This window comes from Pseudoxanthomonas sp., from assembly GCF_036845285.1.
In the GTDB taxonomy this organism is placed as follows: domain Bacteria; phylum Pseudomonadota; class Gammaproteobacteria; order Xanthomonadales; family Xanthomonadaceae; genus Pseudoxanthomonas_A.
Genome location: NZ_DAIUEE010000002.1, coordinates 274,067 through 290,641, shown reverse-complemented (window position 1 = coordinate 290,641; position 16,575 = coordinate 274,067). Strand labels below are relative to the sequence as shown.

13 protein-coding genes are annotated in these 16,575 nt (G+C 70.8%); 4 read left to right on the top strand and 9 right to left on the bottom strand.

The features are described 5' to 3' along the window. Positions 1–2: 2 nt before the first annotated feature. From V7060_RS03900 to V7060_RS03885, 4 genes are all read left to right on the top strand, one after another. A complete protein-coding gene (locus V7060_RS03900) occupies positions 3–1,004 on the top strand; it encodes a DNA topoisomerase IB (RefSeq protein WP_334177935.1) in 1,002 nt (333 codons plus the stop codon). A 110-nt stretch (positions 1,005–1,114) separates the two neighbouring features. After that, positions 1,115–4,528, top strand: coding sequence for a caspase family protein (locus V7060_RS03895; RefSeq protein ID WP_334177934.1), 3,414 nt, complete (start codon positions 1,115–1,117; stop codon positions 4,526–4,528). A gap of 26 nt (positions 4,529–4,554) precedes the next feature. Then, positions 4,555–6,552 (top strand): caspase family protein, encoded by a 1,998-nt coding sequence (locus tag V7060_RS03890; protein WP_334177933.1) that lies wholly within the window; start codon positions 4,555–4,557, stop codon positions 6,550–6,552. Further along, a complete protein-coding gene (locus tag V7060_RS03885) occupies positions 6,549–7,661 on the top strand; it encodes a serine protease (protein WP_334177932.1) in 1,113 nt (370 codons plus the stop codon). Before V7060_RS03890 ends, V7060_RS03885 begins: the two co-directional genes overlap by 4 nt. Before the next feature lie 55 nt (positions 7,662–7,716). Here the strand turns inward: V7060_RS03885 and V7060_RS03880 are convergent, their stop codons facing one another. The 9 genes from V7060_RS03880 to mltG all read right to left on the bottom strand — a co-directional run bounded on the left by V7060_RS03880 (position 7,717) and on the right by mltG (position 16,470). Continuing rightward, positions 7,717–7,980 carry a hypothetical protein gene (locus V7060_RS03880; RefSeq protein ID WP_334177931.1) on the bottom strand — a complete coding sequence of 88 codons (264 nt, stop codon included), beginning with the start codon at positions 7,978–7,980 and terminating at the stop codon, positions 7,717–7,719. A gap of 27 nt (positions 7,981–8,007) precedes the next feature. Next, positions 8,008–9,972 carry a TIR domain-containing protein gene (locus V7060_RS03875; RefSeq protein WP_334177930.1) on the bottom strand — a complete coding sequence of 655 codons (1,965 nt, stop codon included), beginning with the start codon at positions 9,970–9,972 and terminating at the stop codon, positions 8,008–8,010. A gap of 2 nt (positions 9,973–9,974) precedes the next feature. Next, the gene (locus V7060_RS03870) at positions 9,975–11,936 is read right to left on the bottom strand and encodes a hypothetical protein (protein WP_334177929.1); all 1,962 of its coding nucleotides are present in this window, start codon (positions 11,934–11,936) and stop codon (positions 9,975–9,977) included. Between the two features lie 198 nt (positions 11,937–12,134). After that, positions 12,135–12,506, bottom strand: a complete 372-nt coding sequence (locus V7060_RS03865) for a YciI family protein (protein WP_334177928.1) — start codon at positions 12,504–12,506, stop codon at positions 12,135–12,137. 134 nt (positions 12,507–12,640) lie between these two features. Beyond that, positions 12,641–13,312 carry a hypothetical protein gene (locus V7060_RS03860; protein WP_334177927.1) on the bottom strand — a complete coding sequence of 224 codons (672 nt, stop codon included), beginning with the start codon at positions 13,310–13,312 and terminating at the stop codon, positions 12,641–12,643. Between the two features lie 87 nt (positions 13,313–13,399). Next, on the bottom strand, positions 13,400–13,753 hold the full coding sequence (locus V7060_RS03855) for a PilZ domain-containing protein (protein ID WP_334177926.1): 354 nt from the start codon (positions 13,751–13,753) through the stop codon (positions 13,400–13,402). A 19-nt stretch (positions 13,754–13,772) separates the two neighbouring features. Next, complete coding sequence (locus V7060_RS03850; protein ID WP_334177925.1) at positions 13,773–14,747, bottom strand: DNA polymerase III subunit delta'; 975 nt, start codon at positions 14,745–14,747, stop codon at positions 13,773–13,775. Then, a complete protein-coding gene (tmk, locus tag V7060_RS03845) occupies positions 14,744–15,406 on the bottom strand; it encodes a dTMP kinase (RefSeq protein ID WP_334177924.1) in 663 nt (220 codons plus the stop codon). The genes V7060_RS03850 and tmk overlap by 4 nt, the downstream gene beginning before the upstream one ends. Beyond that, positions 15,403–16,470: an endolytic transglycosylase MltG gene (gene mltG / locus V7060_RS03840; protein WP_334177923.1), complete on the bottom strand. Its 1,068-nt coding sequence runs from the start codon at positions 16,468–16,470 to the stop codon at positions 15,403–15,405. Before mltG ends, tmk begins: the two co-directional genes overlap by 4 nt. Positions 16,471–16,575 lie beyond the last annotated feature (105 nt).

The following is a 16,575-nucleotide window of genomic DNA, read 5'->3' as shown; positions in this document are numbered from 1 at the left end:
CTGTGGCCAGCCTGCACTACACCACCGATGCCATGCCGGGGCTGCGTCGGCGTCGCCGCGGGCGTGGCTTCGCCTACCTGGATGCGCGCGGACGCACGGTACGCGACGCGACCACCCTCGCGCGCATCCGACAGCTGGCCATTCCGCCTGCATATACGCAGGTGTGGATATGCGCCGACGCGCGCGGCCACCTGCAGGCCACCGGCCGCGACGCACGCGGGCGGAAGCAGTACCGCTACCACACCGCCTGGCAGGCCGAGCGCGGCGCACGCAAGTACGACCGCCTGATCGCGTTCGCCGAAGCGCTGCCGCAGCTGCGTCGCCAGGTCCGCACCGATCTCGCCTTGCCCGGCTTTCCGCGCGAGAAGGTAGTCGCACTGGTGGTCGCCCTGCTCGGCCACACGCTGCTACGCGTCGGCAACGCCAGTTACCAGAAGCAGAACGGTTCCTACGGTCTCACCACCCTGCGCAACGTCCATGCGCACTTCGTCGCCGGCAGCGAAGTGCGCTTCGCCTTCCGTGGCAAGGGTGGCAAGGCGCTCGAGTCGTACGTGTCCGATGCACGGCTGGTGCGCCTGGTGCGGCAATGCCGGCAACTGCCGGGGCAAGCCCTGTTCCAGTACCGGGAGAACGGAACGGTCCAGCGCATCACGTCCGGCGACGTCAACGACTACCTGCAGGCGCAACTGCAAGGACCCTACACCGCGAAGGACTTCCGCACCCTGGGCGCCACCTTGTTCGCGTTCCGCACCCTGGCGACGGTCGACCTTCCCGACGACGATGCATCGCGCACGCGCGTCAGGCAGGCGGTGCTGCGCGGCGCGGCCGACCTGCTCGGCAACACCCCGCGCATCTGCGAAAAGAACTACGTGGATCCACGCATCTTCGCCGGTTGGGAAACCGGCCAGGTGCAGCGCATCGCGCGGGGCGCCAGCGGTCCGCGGCAATGGGAAAGCGCGGCCGTCCGCTTCCTGCGCCGGGCACAGCGGGCGCCGGCCACGTAGGCACCGCCGTCCCGGCAGACAGGCGCCGGCGATCCGGCCAACGCCCGGTGCTATGCTCCGGCGGTCGGCGGAGTGGGGGCTCCGGGCGATACACGCCACGGAGCACCACGATGCGCATTGCGGGTCTGCTGCTGTGCTGTTGCGCTGCCCTGCTCACGGCCGGGTGTTCCGGGCAGGATGCGGCCACGCCGCGCGCATCCGCGCCCACCGCCGCGCCGGCATCGCCGGCCACCGCGCCCGAACCGAAGATCATCGTGCAGCTCGGGCATCAGGCGCCGGTCGTCGCGGTGCGCTGGGTGGACCAGCGTCGCCATCTCGTCTCGCTCGCCCATGATGGTTCACTCGTCCTCTGGAACGTGGCCGATGGCACGATCCTCGACCACGCGCAGGTGCCGCTCGATCCCCGGTCGCTGCAGGATGAAGGCGAGAAGCCGGCACCGCTGCACTTCCACGCTTTCGCTGACGGCACCTCCTCCGACACGCTGGTGATCGCCTACGCGGGCGGCAACGACAGCGATGCTGCCCGTGCTTGCGGGGCCGCGCATCACGCCGGTACGCGCTGGTGCACCTATGTGCTCGACCTGGCGACCCGCGTCGTCCGCGCTGATGCCAGCGTCGCGGTTCCAGCCGACGGTGCGGGTAGCGCCGCGTCGCATTGGCCCGTCTCGCCCGATGGACAACTGCGTCCGGAACCGAACCACGCCGACGGCCGTCGCGGCCTGTTCGACCTCACCGACGAGAACATCGTCTTTCCGGAACCGAGCTGCACCTCGCCGCAGCGCTGCCGCTACGGTGTCACCCTGTTCGCCACCGCAGGCGACACGGTACGGCGTGCGCTGACCGGCAATCCGCGCAGCTATTTCCTCGACGCGGATCTCTCGCCCGATGGACTGCATCTCGTGCGTGTCGAAGGCCTCGACAACGAAACACGCGCACGCGTGGAAACGCTGCACCTGGCCAATGGCAGCGGCGATCGCGCATTCACCGCCGACCGCGCCTACCACCATGTGGAATGGCTCGACACGACGCGCTACCTGCTGGGCAGCGACGGCTACGACGCCACCAACGACATGCCCGACGCACAGGCGGGACTGCCCCCGGCGCTGATGGTGGATCCGCCATGCGCCGCGCGCAACGACTGCCCCTCCATCGAAAGCCGATGGCAGATGAGGCTGGCGGATGGCGGTGCGCTCGTCGCGCTCGGGTCCGTGGCGACGGGCTGTTTCCGGGCGCGCATGCGTGGCGTGTTCTGCGTACGCGCCGACGGCCATGCCGACGATGGCAACGAGACCTACGATCCGTCGCCGACGGGACTGGCGTTCCTCGCAGCCGGCACGACGCACTGGCGACCGATGCCGCCCGGCGCGCTGTCGGGCCAGGTGATCACCGCGATCGAGACCTCGCCCGACCGTCGACACCTGGCGGTCGCGACCCGCAGCTGGGATCGCGCCGATGCGCAGGACGCGAAGCAGGTGCTGCGCCTCTGGCTGCTGGACCTCGTGGGCGGCAACGCGGCCGCGCCACGCCAGTTGCTGGAGATCGTCGATCCGCTCGGCGGTGCCGGCCGATTCACCGATGACGCCACCGTCCGTGCGCTGTCCTTCAGTGCCGACGGCCGCCGCATCGTCTTCACCCACGCGAAGGCGGCACAGCCGGACGACCCGCGCGCCGACCTCTACCTCGTCGACACGGACGCGAGCGCCAAGGCCCGCACGGTGGCCGGCTTTTCGCGTCGTGCGGTCGCGATCGGCGACAACCGCGTGCTCGGGCTGGAGGATGGCACCCTGCTCGACCTCGACAGCGGCCGCACCGTCGCGCGCATCCCGCTGTCCGCACCGCTCGTTCGTGCCGGCTGGATCGAGCGCAGCCGCCTGCTGTGGGTCGCCACCGACGACGGCGCCATCCATTTCCACGACACCGGCGACGGCGCATGGCAGCTCACGCTGCAGACCTTCCCCGGCAACCGCTACTTCGCCGTCGCGCCGGGCGGCCGCTACGACACCAACCTGGACGCCGACACCGCACTGGTGCGCTGGGTGGTGCCCGATGCGCCGTGGCGCAGCCTGGCCGCGCAGACCTTCATGCGCGACTACTACGAACCCGGTTTGTACCGGCGGCTGCTCGATTGCCGCGCCAACGACACCTGCGCCGACGCCTTCAAGCCGCTGCCGGCCATCGCCAGCCTCAACCGCGTGCTGCCTTCGGTGCGCATCACCGATGTGCATGCGGGTCGCGACGCGGCCGAGGCCGTGGTCGCCATCGAAGTGCGCGAAGGCGTCGATGCCGGTGCGCCCAACGGCAAGACCCGGTCCGGCGTGTTCAACCCGCGGCTGTTCCGCAATGGCCGACTGGTGGCGATGGCGCCCGTGCAGCGGGACGCGGACGGCGGCGACCTTGCCGGATGGCGCACGCGCAATGCGGTACCGGTCACCGGCGGCGTGCACCGGTTTGAGTTCACCGTGCCGCTGCCGACGCAGGCGGACGACGCCTCGCAGGTCTTCTCCGCCTACGCCTTCAACGAGGACCGCATCAAGGGCGAAACGACGACGATGGCGTGGAACCGCACCCCCGTCACCCCACGCCCGCGCCGCGCCTACGCGCTGGCGATCGGCATCGACGACTACGACACGCCGCGCTTCCGCCTGAACTACGCCGTCGCCGATGCCCGGCTGATGGCGTCTGCGCTGTCCGCCATCCCCGGTTACGAGACGCATCGACTGGTGCTTGCCGCCGAACGCGATGCCGATGGCAAACGCACGCGGGTGGATCGCGTGACGCTCGGCCGTGTGCTGTCGCTGCTGGCGGGCAGCGGCGATCGCGAGGCCACCCTCGCCGCCCTCCGCGCGGACGGCATCGACGCGAGCACGCTGCATGCGGCGACGCCCGACGACGCGGTGATCGTCAGCTACTCGGGCCACGGCTGGGCGAATCCGCGCGGCGACTTCTACCTGATCCCGGGCGACGGCCGCTGGCCCGATGGCGCCGATGCGCCCGACCCGGCCACCGTGTTCGCAACCGCCGATCTGGTGGCGCCATTCCAGGCGATGCAGGCGGGCGAAATCGCGCTGGTGATCGACGCCTGCCATTCCGCCGCCAGCGTCGCCGACGGCCGCTTCAAGCCCGGACCGATGGGCGACAGCGGGCTCGGCCAGCTCGCCTACGACAAGGGCCTCCGCATCCTTGCCGCGACCCAGGCCGACGACGTCGCGCTCGAGGACGCGCGCCTGGGCCAGGGCCTGCTGACCTACGCCCTGGCCGTGGATGGACTGCGTGCGGGCGACGCCGATCTCGACGGCGACGGCCGCATCCGCATCGACGAATGGCTGGCCTACGCGGTACGACGGCTGCCGACGCTGGCGAACGATGCGCGCGTCGGTCGCATCGCCACCTCCGCCACGGGCGCGCGGGCAATCACCTTCCATGACCTGCCGGCCGATGCGCCGGCGCGACGCGTGCAGCAACCGGCGCTGTTCGACTTCAATCCGCAACCGAGCACCGTGGTGCTGCGCGAGGCGCCGCGATGAGGCGGATCGCATTGATGGGATGCCTGATGGCGGCCTTGCTGTGCGGCTGCGGGCCGTCGTCGCCGCCTCCCGGTCAGAAGGCAGGCGATCCGCCGCCGGCGAAATCCGCGCCCGACACGCGCCGCCTGCATGCGCTGATCGTCGGGATCGACCGCTACCGGTATTCCGATGCGCGCCAGCCAGGCGCGGGGTTCTCCGACCTGCGCGGCGCGGTCGGCGACGCCTTGCGCTTCAAGCAGGCGCTCGTCGACCTGTATGGGGTGGACGTCGACGCGCCGGCACGCGGCGCCTGCGCTTCGTCGAACGCGGCGACCACCACGCTGACCGACGACTGCGCGACGCGTGCCCGGATCATCGCCGCGCTGGAACAGCGGATCGCCTCGCTGCGTCCCGGCGATACCCTGATCTTCTACTTCGCCGGCCACGGCTCGCGCTACCGCGACGATGAGGCGCGCGACCAGGACACCGGCTACAACGGCACCCTGCTGCCCAGCGATGCGCGCAATCCCGACGGCTCGCCCGGCGATATCTTCGATGTCGAACTGAAGGCGCTGAAGGACCGTGCAACGGCCGCAGGCCTGTACTTCGTCAGCGTGTTCGATTCCTGCAACTCCGCCACGGCCACGCGTGCGGGTGCGGCCGGGCAATCGCGCAGCGCGCCCGCACTCGCCGCCGCGGCACCGCCCCCGCCTGCCATGGCAACGGCCGGCGGTGATGGCTACTGGGTGCACCTGGCCGCGGCGCAGGATGGCGAGGAGGCGCAGGAAACCGGCGGCGGCGCGGTCGGCGCACGGGCCGGCGTATTCACCACGGCCCTGCTGGATACGTTGCGGATGCCAGGCATGCGCGACGCCACGTTCGGCGACCTGATCCACGAAGTGCGCCTGCGGGTCGCGGCGCGCGGCCATGCGGCACAGACGCCGTCGGCAGAAGGCGCACTGACCGCGGCGATGGGCGCGCGATCGCGGACGACCGTGCTGTACGACGTCGAGCAGCACGGTGCGACGACAACGTTGCAGGCCGGCACGACGGGCGGCATCACCGTCGGCTCGCGCTTCGCGCTCTATGTCAGCCAGGCCGATGCCGTTGCGCGCCGTGCACGGGTCGCCAGCGGGTCCGTCGCGCGCGTCGATGGCATGACCGCAACGCTGGCGCTCGATGCCGCGCCGGCAGCCACGCAACCGGTGCGGCTGGTCGCGGAGGAGATCGCGCATTTCCTTCCCGGCGACACGCTGACGGTGGCCAACGCGCTGCCGGCTGGTTCCACGCACGACCATGCCGACGCGGCGCTGCGGGCCTCCGGCTTCGCGACGGCGTCGCCGGCCGGCGCCCTTCGCCTGGTGCCAGCCGAGGGCGATGCGGAGGCGGTCGCGTTGCGCGCCGACGACGGCACGCTGCTGGCTGCATCGCTTGGCCACGCCGACGATCCGACCTTCGGCGAGCGCCTCACCGACGCCATGCGCAAGGTCGCACGCGTGCAGCAGTTGCTGGCGTTGCGGACCACCAGCGCCGCCGGCAGCGAGGCCGATCCGTTCCCGGTCGCCGCCTGCATCGCGAAAGACGGCTACCGGCCTACGGCCTGCCCGCCGCTGCAGGCCGGTGGCGTACGCCGCATCGGCAAGGGCGAGCGGATCGCGGTGACCGTCGTCAATCGAGGCTCTCGCCCGGCCTACCTCTACGTGCTCGCCATCGATCCGCACAACGCCGTCGATGCGGTGCTGCCGAAGCCCGGCGAGTTCGACCGCCCCCTGCCACCGGGCCAGCCCTACCGCCGCGCGGGGATGTCGTTCGATACGCCAGGCGTCTACCGCTTCGTGGTGCTGGCCAGCGCACGCCCGATCCGCGCCGATGCATTCGCGCAGGCCGGCACCGGCACGCGCGATATCGCGGCGTGCGCCTCGCCGCTCGAACGCCTGCTCTGCGCCACCAGCGAAGGCCATCGCGATGCCGGCGTCGCCGCCATCGGCGATTGGTCCGCGCAGGTGTCCACCGTACTCGCCCTTCCCGAGGAGTCCGCCGAATGATCCGTTTCCCGCTGCACGCGCTGCTGACCGGCCTGCTCGCCAGTCTCGCCATGGCCGGCTGCCAGCGCAGCGAACCGGCCGCCCCCGCGACGGCACCCGCCGCTGCGCCGAAGGTCACGACGACCGCAACGACGTCGGCCGACTGCGAGGCCCGTCGCGCGCGCCATGACCAGGACGCCGGTGGCCGCATCGTCGGCGGCGAGCCGGCCAAGCCCGGGTCCGCGCCGTGGCAGGTGGAGTTCCTCTCGTCGCCCGACTACGACGACGCGGACCGCGCCTACGACGCCACGCTGGCCGATGGCGACGCCTGCAAGATCTACCTGGCGCAACGCACGTCCTATGAGCTGTCGCACAAGTGCGGCGGCGCCTGGCTCGGCGAGGGCTGGGTGGTTACCGCCGCGCATTGCGTCGACAACATGCCGACCTTCGGCGGCCGCATCGGCAACGTGCTGGTCGATCGCCGGCTGCGGCTCGGCACGCAGAACCTGACCGTGGAAGACGGCTTCTTCCCGATCGATGCGGTGGTGATCCACGGTGCGTACAGGAAGGCGACCAAGCTCGACGACATCGCGCTGGTGCGAATCGCCACTGATCCGCGCATCGCCGCCTTCGAGAAGGCCGGCCGGCTGGCCGCCGTGCCGCTGATGGGCAAGGCGGATCGCGACTTCGATCCCGGCGAGGCACTGCGTGTCACCGGCTGGGGCTGGATGGGCATGCGCAACGCGCGCGACAAGGTCTCGCGCCTGGACAGCGCCGGGCAGCTGCAGCGCAATCCCGCCGACCTGCAGCAACTCACGCTCAACTACCTGCCCGATGCGCGATGCGCCGAGGTGTATGCGGACGCCTACGGCCCCGGCACGCTGTGTGCCGGCACGCTGGAAGCGGATGGCCGCATCGCCACGGGCAAGGACAGCTGCCAGGGCGACAGCGGCGGACCACTGACCCGGGAAGAGGACGGCGGTGTGCGCAGCCTGGTCGGCGTCGTCTCCGGCGGCATCGGCTGCGGCGCGGGCAAGCCGGCGGTGTATACGCGGATGTCGTATTACGCCGACTGGATCGCATCGGCGAAGGCGGCGGCGAAATCCGGCGAGATCGTGCGCATTCCCTGACGAAACCGGGCGTCCGGATCGCGTTGCCGCGATCCGGATGCCTTCACGCGAACGCTTACTGCTCGACGGGCGTCGTGCGCTCGACCGTGCCCGTCTGTTCGTCCGGCGTGGTCCGTTCGACGGTCCCGGTCTGCTCGTCGGGGGTCGTACGCTCGACCGTCCCCGTCTGCTCGTCCGGCGTCGTGCGTTCCACGGTGCCGGTCTGCTCGTCGGGCACGGTGGCCGCAGGCACGACCTCCGCCGGCGGTTCCGGTTGCTTGCACGCCGCCAGGCCGAACACGAGCCCGACCACGAGTACCGCTCCGATCATGTGGCGCATGGTGCTTCTCCTCTCATCCCCAGTGGATCAAGTGAACCCGACCGCCTTCGCCAACGCGAGGTAGCCGGCGGTGTCCCGCAGCGATGCGAGCAGCGGGTCGGCGTACATCAGCATGATGCCGCCGTCCCGAAGATCCCACGCCGCCTGCAGCGATGCCAGCGCCTTCGCGGCATCGCCCCACTGCGCGTGGATCTGCGCGTACTGGTAGTGGCTCTTGTCGCCGTACTCGGCCACCAGTGCGGCGAGTGCGGCGTCAGCCGCCACCCGGTCGCCGGCGCGGTGCGCCAGGATCGCCAGGCCCGGCAGCCGGCGCACGGCGCTGCGCTCCTTCGAAAACGAGGCACGCGCATCGGCATCGGCGCCCGCCATCAACTGCGCGAAGCCCATCGACGCGTGGACACCGGCCAGGGTCGGATTCAGTTCGATCGCCCTGCGGTACGCCACGATCGCGCCGGCATGGTCGCCGGCGTTGTGGCGGATGTCGCCCTGCGAGCGGAACGTGCGTGCGTTGAGCGGGTCGAGCGTGGCCGCACGCAGGATCACCTCGCTCGCCCGCGCATGGTCGCGCAGGTTCGAGCGGAACGTCGCATAGCGGGCCAGCACGTCGGCATCGCCGGGCGCCAGCGCATGCGAGCGTTCGAACGGTTCGCGCGCACCGCGCATGTCCAGCTTGCCGCTGGCCAGCGCGAAGCCGAGCGCCGAAAAACCTTCGGCGAAATCCGGCGCGCGCGTGGTCGCGGCACGCGCGGCGGCTTCGGCCGTGTCGTACAGGCGGACGCGTTCGTCGTGCGCGGCGTAGAGGTTGCCGATCGCCACCAGCGCCCGCGCGCGCGCCGCATGCGCACCGGCGTAGCGGTCGTCGAGCGCGATGGCCTGGTCGAAGTAGGCCAGCGCACGGCGGTCGCTGTCCTCGTCGATGCCGGCCTCGTACAGCGCGCGTCCATGCAGGTAGGCGTCGAATGCCGCGACGTCGGCGGTACCGCCGACCTGCGCGGCACCCGTGGCGGCCGGCCCTTCGATCTCGGCCGACAGCGCGCCGGCGACGGCGGCGCCGATTTCCGACTGCACCGCGAAGATATCGGCCAGCGGACGCTCCCAGCTGTTGGCCCAGCGGCTGAGGCCGGTCGCACCATCGGTGAGTTCGGCGGCGACCTTCACCCGGCCACCGGCCTTCTGCACGTTGCCGCCGAGCAGGAAGTCGACGCCGAGTGCGCGCGCGATGGTGCGTGCATCGTCCTGTTCGTCGCCGGCCTTCTTCGACGACGTCTGCCCCGCGATCTGCAGCAGCGCATTGCGCGAGAGCTGCGTGCGGATCTCCGAGGTCAGGCCGTCAGAAAAATAGCGCTGTTCGGGATCGCCGCTGAGGTTGGCGAACGGCAGCACCGCGATGCGCCGCGCGTCGCCGACGCCCCGTGCCGCGCCGTCGGCGCCGCGCATGCGCCACAGCAGCACGCCGCTGCCCACCGCCACCGCGGCCAGCCCACCGGCGACCAGCACGCGCCGGCGCGTCGTCGAGGGCACTGCATCGCGCGGCGGCGATGGCGGCACGTGCGCGGCGCCGTCGTGCAGCGCGGCCACCGCGCGCACCAGCTTCTGCATCGGCTCGCTGCGCGGCTTGCCGAGGGACTGCGACACGTCGATCGACTGGAACTGCCCGAACCCGAGCGGCGGCAGGCTGCCGTCGATCGACAGCGGCACCAGCCGCCGGCTCTCGCGGCCGCGCGTCGCCTCGTCGTGCACCCAGTGCGACGAGGCCGACGTCTTCGACCACAGCACGACCACCGCGCGCGCATTCGCGAGCGCCGTCTCGGTCGTGTGGGAGAAGCGTTCGCCGCCTTCGAGCAGCCCGTCCCACCACACCGGGTAGCCGGCGTGTTCGAGCACGCGCACGACCGCAAGCGCCGCCTTGCGGTCGGCACGGGAGTAGCTGAGGAACACCGTATGCGACGGTGCGGTGCCGGATTCGCCTTCGCGGGCGGGCGGGCGCTGCATGCTCAGGCCGGCAAGGCGATGGGCTTGCCGCTGAAGACGGCCTGCCAGCTTTCGATCTCGTCGACGACGATGCCGTCGATGCCGTGCGCAAGCCGCGAGACGCCTTCGTAGTCGATCGCGTCGTCCGGCCCGGCCAGCAACTGGCCGATCCGCACTTCCACCTGCGCCAGCTTGCCGGCGGTGACTTCGGAAATGGCGGCGAAGCGCTCGAAATCGCCGAAGTAGCGGATGCCGGCGATGCTCGCGCCCAGCGTTGGCAGGGCAACCCCGAGGAACGCGAAGGCCTTCGAACTGCCGTGCGGCCACGCGTACGGCAGCCAGTGCAGCGCGGCGCCCGCGCGCATCAGCAGCCAGACCGCGACCGACGCGACCGCGATCTTGAACAGCGTGGCGGCGAACAGGTCCAGGCGATGGCTGATGGTGTTCAGGCGCGTGGCCTTGGCGTGGTGGTAGGCGCGCTGCGACGCGACGTGGGGAGCGAGCAGATCCTGCAGGGCGGAACGCAGGAAGGCACGGGTGACGGCCATCGCCGGCAGGCCGGGCGCGCGCAGCCGGTGGCGCGCGGCGTACTCGGGCCATGCGGTGCCGGTGGCGCGCGGCCAGTGGCTGGGCGGACGGGCCACGCCGACCAGCAGCAGGATCGGCGCATGCCGCAGGTACTCGGCGACGCGGCGCGTCTCGAACCAGCGCGCGTGCAGACGGCGGCGTCCGCCCAGCCAGGTGATCGCCAGGATCGCGGCGAGCAGGCCGAATTCGGCGAGTGCGAACAGCCACTTGCCGTCATCGATGCCGAGCGGCAGCCACGCCACCCCGACGATCACGGCGAACGCGGACAGGATGAAGTTGGCGACCATGCCGCTGCGGTAACTGTCGGACAGGCGTGCCGAGATGCCGTCGGCGCGCGCGAACGCGGGCAGGATGTCCTCGCTCACCGCGGCATTGAAGCTGCGGTCGGCGCCCGGCAATGCAGCGGCGGCGGCGACCAGCGGCGCCGCGCTGCCGCTGGCGATGCGCTCCGGCGGTTCGTACGTCTGCACCAGCGACCGCAGCGGACGCGGTTCGCCGCCGAACAGTGCTTCGATGCGCCGGTACAGCGTCGATGCGCACGTGCCACGCGCATGCCAGGCTTCCGCACGCAGCGCGCGTGCGGTGCCGCCGTCGGGCGCATGCAGCGCGGTGCCGACGACCGTCCGCAGGCGCGCGCGGTCCTGGCCGGCATGGTCCTGCCAACCGGCGAGGCTCTCGGTCGACGACAGGATCGACCAGTGCTCGGGCCGCGCGGGATCGATCAGCAGCACCGGCGTACCGATCTCCAGTGCGCGCACGATGGTGTGCCCCGTGCCGCCCACGCCATCGCGGCTGCCGTTGTCCCACACGCCGATCAACAGGTCGGATTGTTCGATCATGATCCGTCCGGCGAGTGCCGCCTGCGCGCCGCTGGCGGCCTGGAAGCGCCGCGCATGCAATGCATCCTCCGGCGACGCGAGCGCGGCTTCGAACAGTGCGCCGATCTCGGCGTCGCGATCGGCCAACTGGAACAGCCGCGCACGATCGCTCCATTGGCGGATGCCCTGCGCACGCGCCTGCACGGTCGGATCGGACGCATCGCCGCCCGCCAGCAGCGCCATGCCGTCGGCGTGCGTCTGCGGTTGCGCGTTGATGGCGACGTTGAGCACGCGACCGAACGGCAACGGCGCGACGATCTCCCAGCCCCGTCCGCTGGCCACCCACGCCGCCAGTTGATCGACGCCATGCGCGAGCAGCGTATGCAGCCGCGTCGGCGCGATGGTCAGTCCGGGCATGGCGGCGCCTTCGTCCGCCAGGCCGGCCTCGATCTCGGCGAAGATGTCCGCCAGCGCGGCGGTGATGCGCGTTCCGTCGGCAGCCAGTGCCGGATTGTCGCCACGATGGCCGGTGATCCCGACCGAGAACCGCACGCGCTGCCCGTCAGGCGTCGCACTCACGCGCAGGTCCGCAGACAGGCATCGGGCACCGGCGCGAGCGCGGTGATGGGGAGAGCGCGTTGCTGCCGCATGCCGCTATGCCCCGCCGTCGCCGAGTCACAGAAAGCATAGCATCGGATCCGCATCGTCAAGCCCGGCAGGCGGGGTGCAGTCGCGCAAGGCGGATCGCCTTCCCGGTGCCGGCATGCACTCAAGCCTTCATGGCGCCAGATAGAAATCCAGGGGGATCAGCTCGACGGCCCATCCACCCTGCTCGCCCAGCGTGGCAGCCGGATGCATGGATGCGATGCGCACGGCCTCGTCCTGACTGTCGGCTTCGATGATGAAAAGCCCGCCCACCACCTCCTTCGACTCGGTGTAAGGCCCATCGCTGACCACCGTCTTGCCGTCGCGCGGGCGAAGCGTCCGCCAGTTCTCCAGATCGCCCAGTGACGCGGACACCAGGACGTTGCCGGTGGCGCGCATCTTGTCGTCCAGTGCGGGGCACTGGCTCACAAGTGCCTTGACGTCGCCGGGGCGCATCGCGGCGAATTTTTCCGGCGTGAAGTAGGCCAGGCCGAGGTATTTCATGGGTGCTCCTTGGGTCAGGGATATATCAGCGACGAAGCGGATGGCCGGAAATCGACCATGTTGCGGAATGGTGGCCGCAGGTCCCGGCGAGGCGGTTCGTTCCAGGCCGTCGGCCGATGCGTCAGACCGTCTTCTCAGCACCCCATCGGTGGGACGAACACCACCGTGGCGACCTCCACCCATGTCCGGTTCCGAAACGCCTCTATCTTCACCCTGACGCCGCTGATCGCCACGAACGGCGATACCGGCGACACCCTGGGGGATACGTCGGACACCGGCGTGCGCAGGCCGTCCAGCCAGCGGGCAGCCATCGCGGGATCGCCCGCCTTGCGCGCATGGGCGCGCACCGCCGTCTCGAGTTCGCCGGGCGTATACCTCGGGAAACACTCGCCCTGCTCTGCCGTCGGCGCGGGCAGCACGAACGACAGCGCATCGATGGCCTGTGCCGTCCGCCATTCCGACACGCAGTGCTTCCATCCGGTCAGATCGAGGTGCGGGCCATCCGCGCTCAGGCCGAGACTGGTTTCATACTGCACGCGCACGCGGTAGGTCTCGCCCGGCGTCGCCGGCTGCACCTGCAACGTCGCACCGTAGACGTCGTCGCCAAGGTCCAGCGGCACCGTCAGCACCGCGGGCACCGTGCCTTCGCTCTGCCAGCCGGAAAAGGTGTAGTCGGGTCCGGCATGCGGCAGGACGCGCAGGCCGGACAATGCCTGTGCCTGCACCCCCGGCGGCGCGCACGCCAGCAGCGCCAGGAGCAGCAGGCGCCACGGACGTGGCGATCGGAACAGGTGTGGTGTCTTCATCCTCCGCTCCCTGCCGGCACGCCGGCGTCCCCGTGGCGGATGGTAGCGCGGTGGGCCGGCCCGGGAGGGCCGTACCGGCGCCTGTGCCTACATCGTATGCGTCGGCTTCTCGCCGTTGAGGCTGCCCGCGAGCATGGTCTCGATGCGGTTCTTGATGGCTTCGCCTTCGCCGTTCTCGGCGAACTGCACGCCGATGCCGGCGGTGCGGTTGCCCTGCGCACCGACCGGCGTCACCCAGACCACCTTGCCGGCCACCGGCAGGCGATCGCTGGATTCGGGCAGGGTGAGCAGCAGGAAGACTTCGTCGCCGAGGAAGTAGCGCTTCGGCGTGGGCACGAAGATGCCGCCGCCTTTCACGAACGGCATGTAGGCGTTGTACAGCGCGGCCTTGTCCTTGACTGCCAGTGACAGGATGCCCTGCCGTCCACCTGCTGCATTCATCACCGTCTCCGTGTTTCGGTCAGCGTCGCGCCCCGACAGCGCGTCCACGATCATTGCCGGCCCAGGCCAGCAGCAGTTCCACCATGGCCAGGTCGCCGCGCACCGTGGTCCGCAACAGGTCACGGGTGCGGTTGGCGGCGTCGAACCAGGCGGCCAGCTTGTTCAATCGGGCCGGATCGGTCAAGCCGACGGTACCGGCCTGCGCCAGCGCCAGGTCGGCGGCGTGGCGCAGGCGCGCATCGGCCAGTTCGTCGTTGGCCCAGCGCTGCGCGGTTTCCACCACGCCGATCTCGCCCTGCTCCAGCCGCTGCAAATCGCGTGCCACGGCGTCGCGCAATGCCAGGCCGTCGTGGCGCAGCCAGTCGTCGGCCAGGCCCGGATGGCCGCGCGCCGCGTCCAGTGCGCGCACGGCATCGGCAGCGGAATGTCCCTGCGCCTGCAACCATCCCATCGCTTCGTCGCGCGGCGGCAGGCGGAACTCGATGCGCTGGCAGCGGCTGCGGATGGTCGCCGGCAGGCGCGCGGGCTGCGCACTGACCAGCCACAGGTAGCGGTTCGGCGCGGGTTCTTCCAGCGTCTTCAGCAAGGCATTGCAGGCCGCCCGGTTGATCGCGTCGGCGGGATCGATCAGCGCCACCTGCGCGCCGCCGTACTGCGGCGTGAGTGCCAGCTTCTGCGATATCTCGCGGATCTGGTCGATGACGATCTCGGTGCGCAGCTTGCTGCCATCCTTGGTGGCGACGAACGAGATGACCTGCAGGTCCGGATGCGTGCCGGCATCGATCAACCGCGCACTGCGGTCGTCCGGTGCCGGTTCGCCGCGCGCGTCGCGCTGCTGTGCGAGCACGCGGCGCGCCAGGCGGTCGAGCACGGCGCGCTTGCCGAGACCGGCGGGGCCGCAGACCAGCAGACCGTGGCCGAGCCGACCGGTATCCAGCGCCGCGACGGCATGGTCGTAGGCGCGCTGCTGCCAGGGGGCGAACACGCTGCTCATGCCAGGTCGCTGTCGGTCAGCGTGCGCAGGTAGGCGCCGATGGCGGCATCGACGGCCTCGCCGACGCCGGTGGGCGGCTGCGACGCGTCGATCACGCGGAAACGCCGTGGCTCGGCGGCGGCCCGTGCACGGAAACCGGCACGCACGCGTTCGAAGAAATCGTCCTGCTCGCTTTCGATGCGGTCCGGCCACAGGTCGCGTCCGGCAGTGCGTGCGCGGCCTTCGCGCACGTCGAGGTCGAGCAACAGGGTCAGGCCCGGCGTCAGCCCCACCGCACGACGTTCGAGCGCGGCGATCCACTCGGGATCGAGTCCGCGCCCGGCACCCTGGTAGGCGTAGCTGGAATCGGTGAAGCGGTCGCTGATGACGAACGCGCCGCGTCGCAGTGCCGGACGCACGACCTGGCGCACATGCTGCGCACGCGAGGCGAACATCAGCAACAGTTCGGTCTCGGCGGCGAGCGGCTCGTCCTGCGCCCCGAGCAGCAGTTCACGGATGCGTTCGGCCAGCGGGGTGCCACCGGGTTCGCGCGTCAGCACCACGTCGTGGCCCGTGGCCTGCAGGCGCTCGCGGATGGCCGCGATCGCACTGGTCTTGCCGGCGCCCTCGCCGCCTTCCAGCGTGATCAGGCGCGGCTGCGACAACAGGGCCTCGCTCACGGGGCTTCCGCCTTGCGCAGCGTTTCGCGGCGCGTCACCAGATAGCGCGCCACCGCCGCGTTGTGTTCGGCCAGCGTGGCGGAGAACAGATGGCGCCCGCTGCCGTCGCCGACGGCCACGAAGTACAGCGCAGTGCCGTCGGCGGGATTCACCGCCGCCCGCAACGCATCCGCACCCGGCATGGCGATCGGCGTCGGGGTCAGCCCACGGCGCGTGTAGGTGTTGTACGGCGTGTCGGTGGTCAGGTCGCGGCGACGGATGTTGCCGTCGTAGCTGCTGCCGATGCCGTAGATCACGGTGGGATCGGTCTGCAGCGGCATGCCGAGCTTCAGGCGGCGCGCGAACACGCCGGCGATGGCCGGACGCTCTTCGGCGATGCCGGTTTCCTTCTCGATGATCGACGCGAGGATCAGCGCCTCTTCCGCCGACTGCAGGGGGATGTCCTGCGCACGTGCGGTCCAGGCGGCATCGACGGCCTTTTCCATCGCCGCGTAGGCGCGCTTGAGCACGTCAAGATCGGATTCGCTGCGCGTGTAGACGTAGGTTTCCGGCAGGAAGCGCCCTTCCGGGTGCTGTCCTTCATGACCCAGCGCGGCCATCAGTTCGGCGTCGCCCAGGTCCGCGGTCTTCTGCTGCAGCGGCGTGGCACTGCGCAGCGCGGCGCGCAGCTGGCGGATGTTCCAGCCCTCGACGATGGTGAAGCGGTAGTGCAGCGTGCGTCCCTCGCGCATGCGCTTGAGCAGTTCGCGCGGCGTCAGGGTCGGCTCCAGCGCGTACTCGCCGACCTTCAGCTGGCTGGCAGTATCGGTCTCGCGCGCGAGCAGCCGCCATTGCAGGTCCGAGCCCTGTGTCACCCCGTGCTCGCGCAGCTTGCGCAGCACCGTGGGGAATGCGTCGCCCTTGGCGACGTCCACCGTACTGCCGGGCGCGACACCGTCCAGCGGCATGTCGCCGAAACCCTGATGGCCCTGCCACAGCCACAGCCCGGCGGCGACCGCCACGGCCAGCAGCAGGACGAAGGTGATGACGATGAAGCGGCAACCGCGCTTGAGTGCTGACGCCACGCAATCCTCGGGGTGTGAAGCAGGCCGTGCAGGATACCCGGTCGCCGTCTCAGGCTGTAGGCGCGCCTTGTCCAGCCGCGGTGGAGCATCCCTTCTCCCCATGCA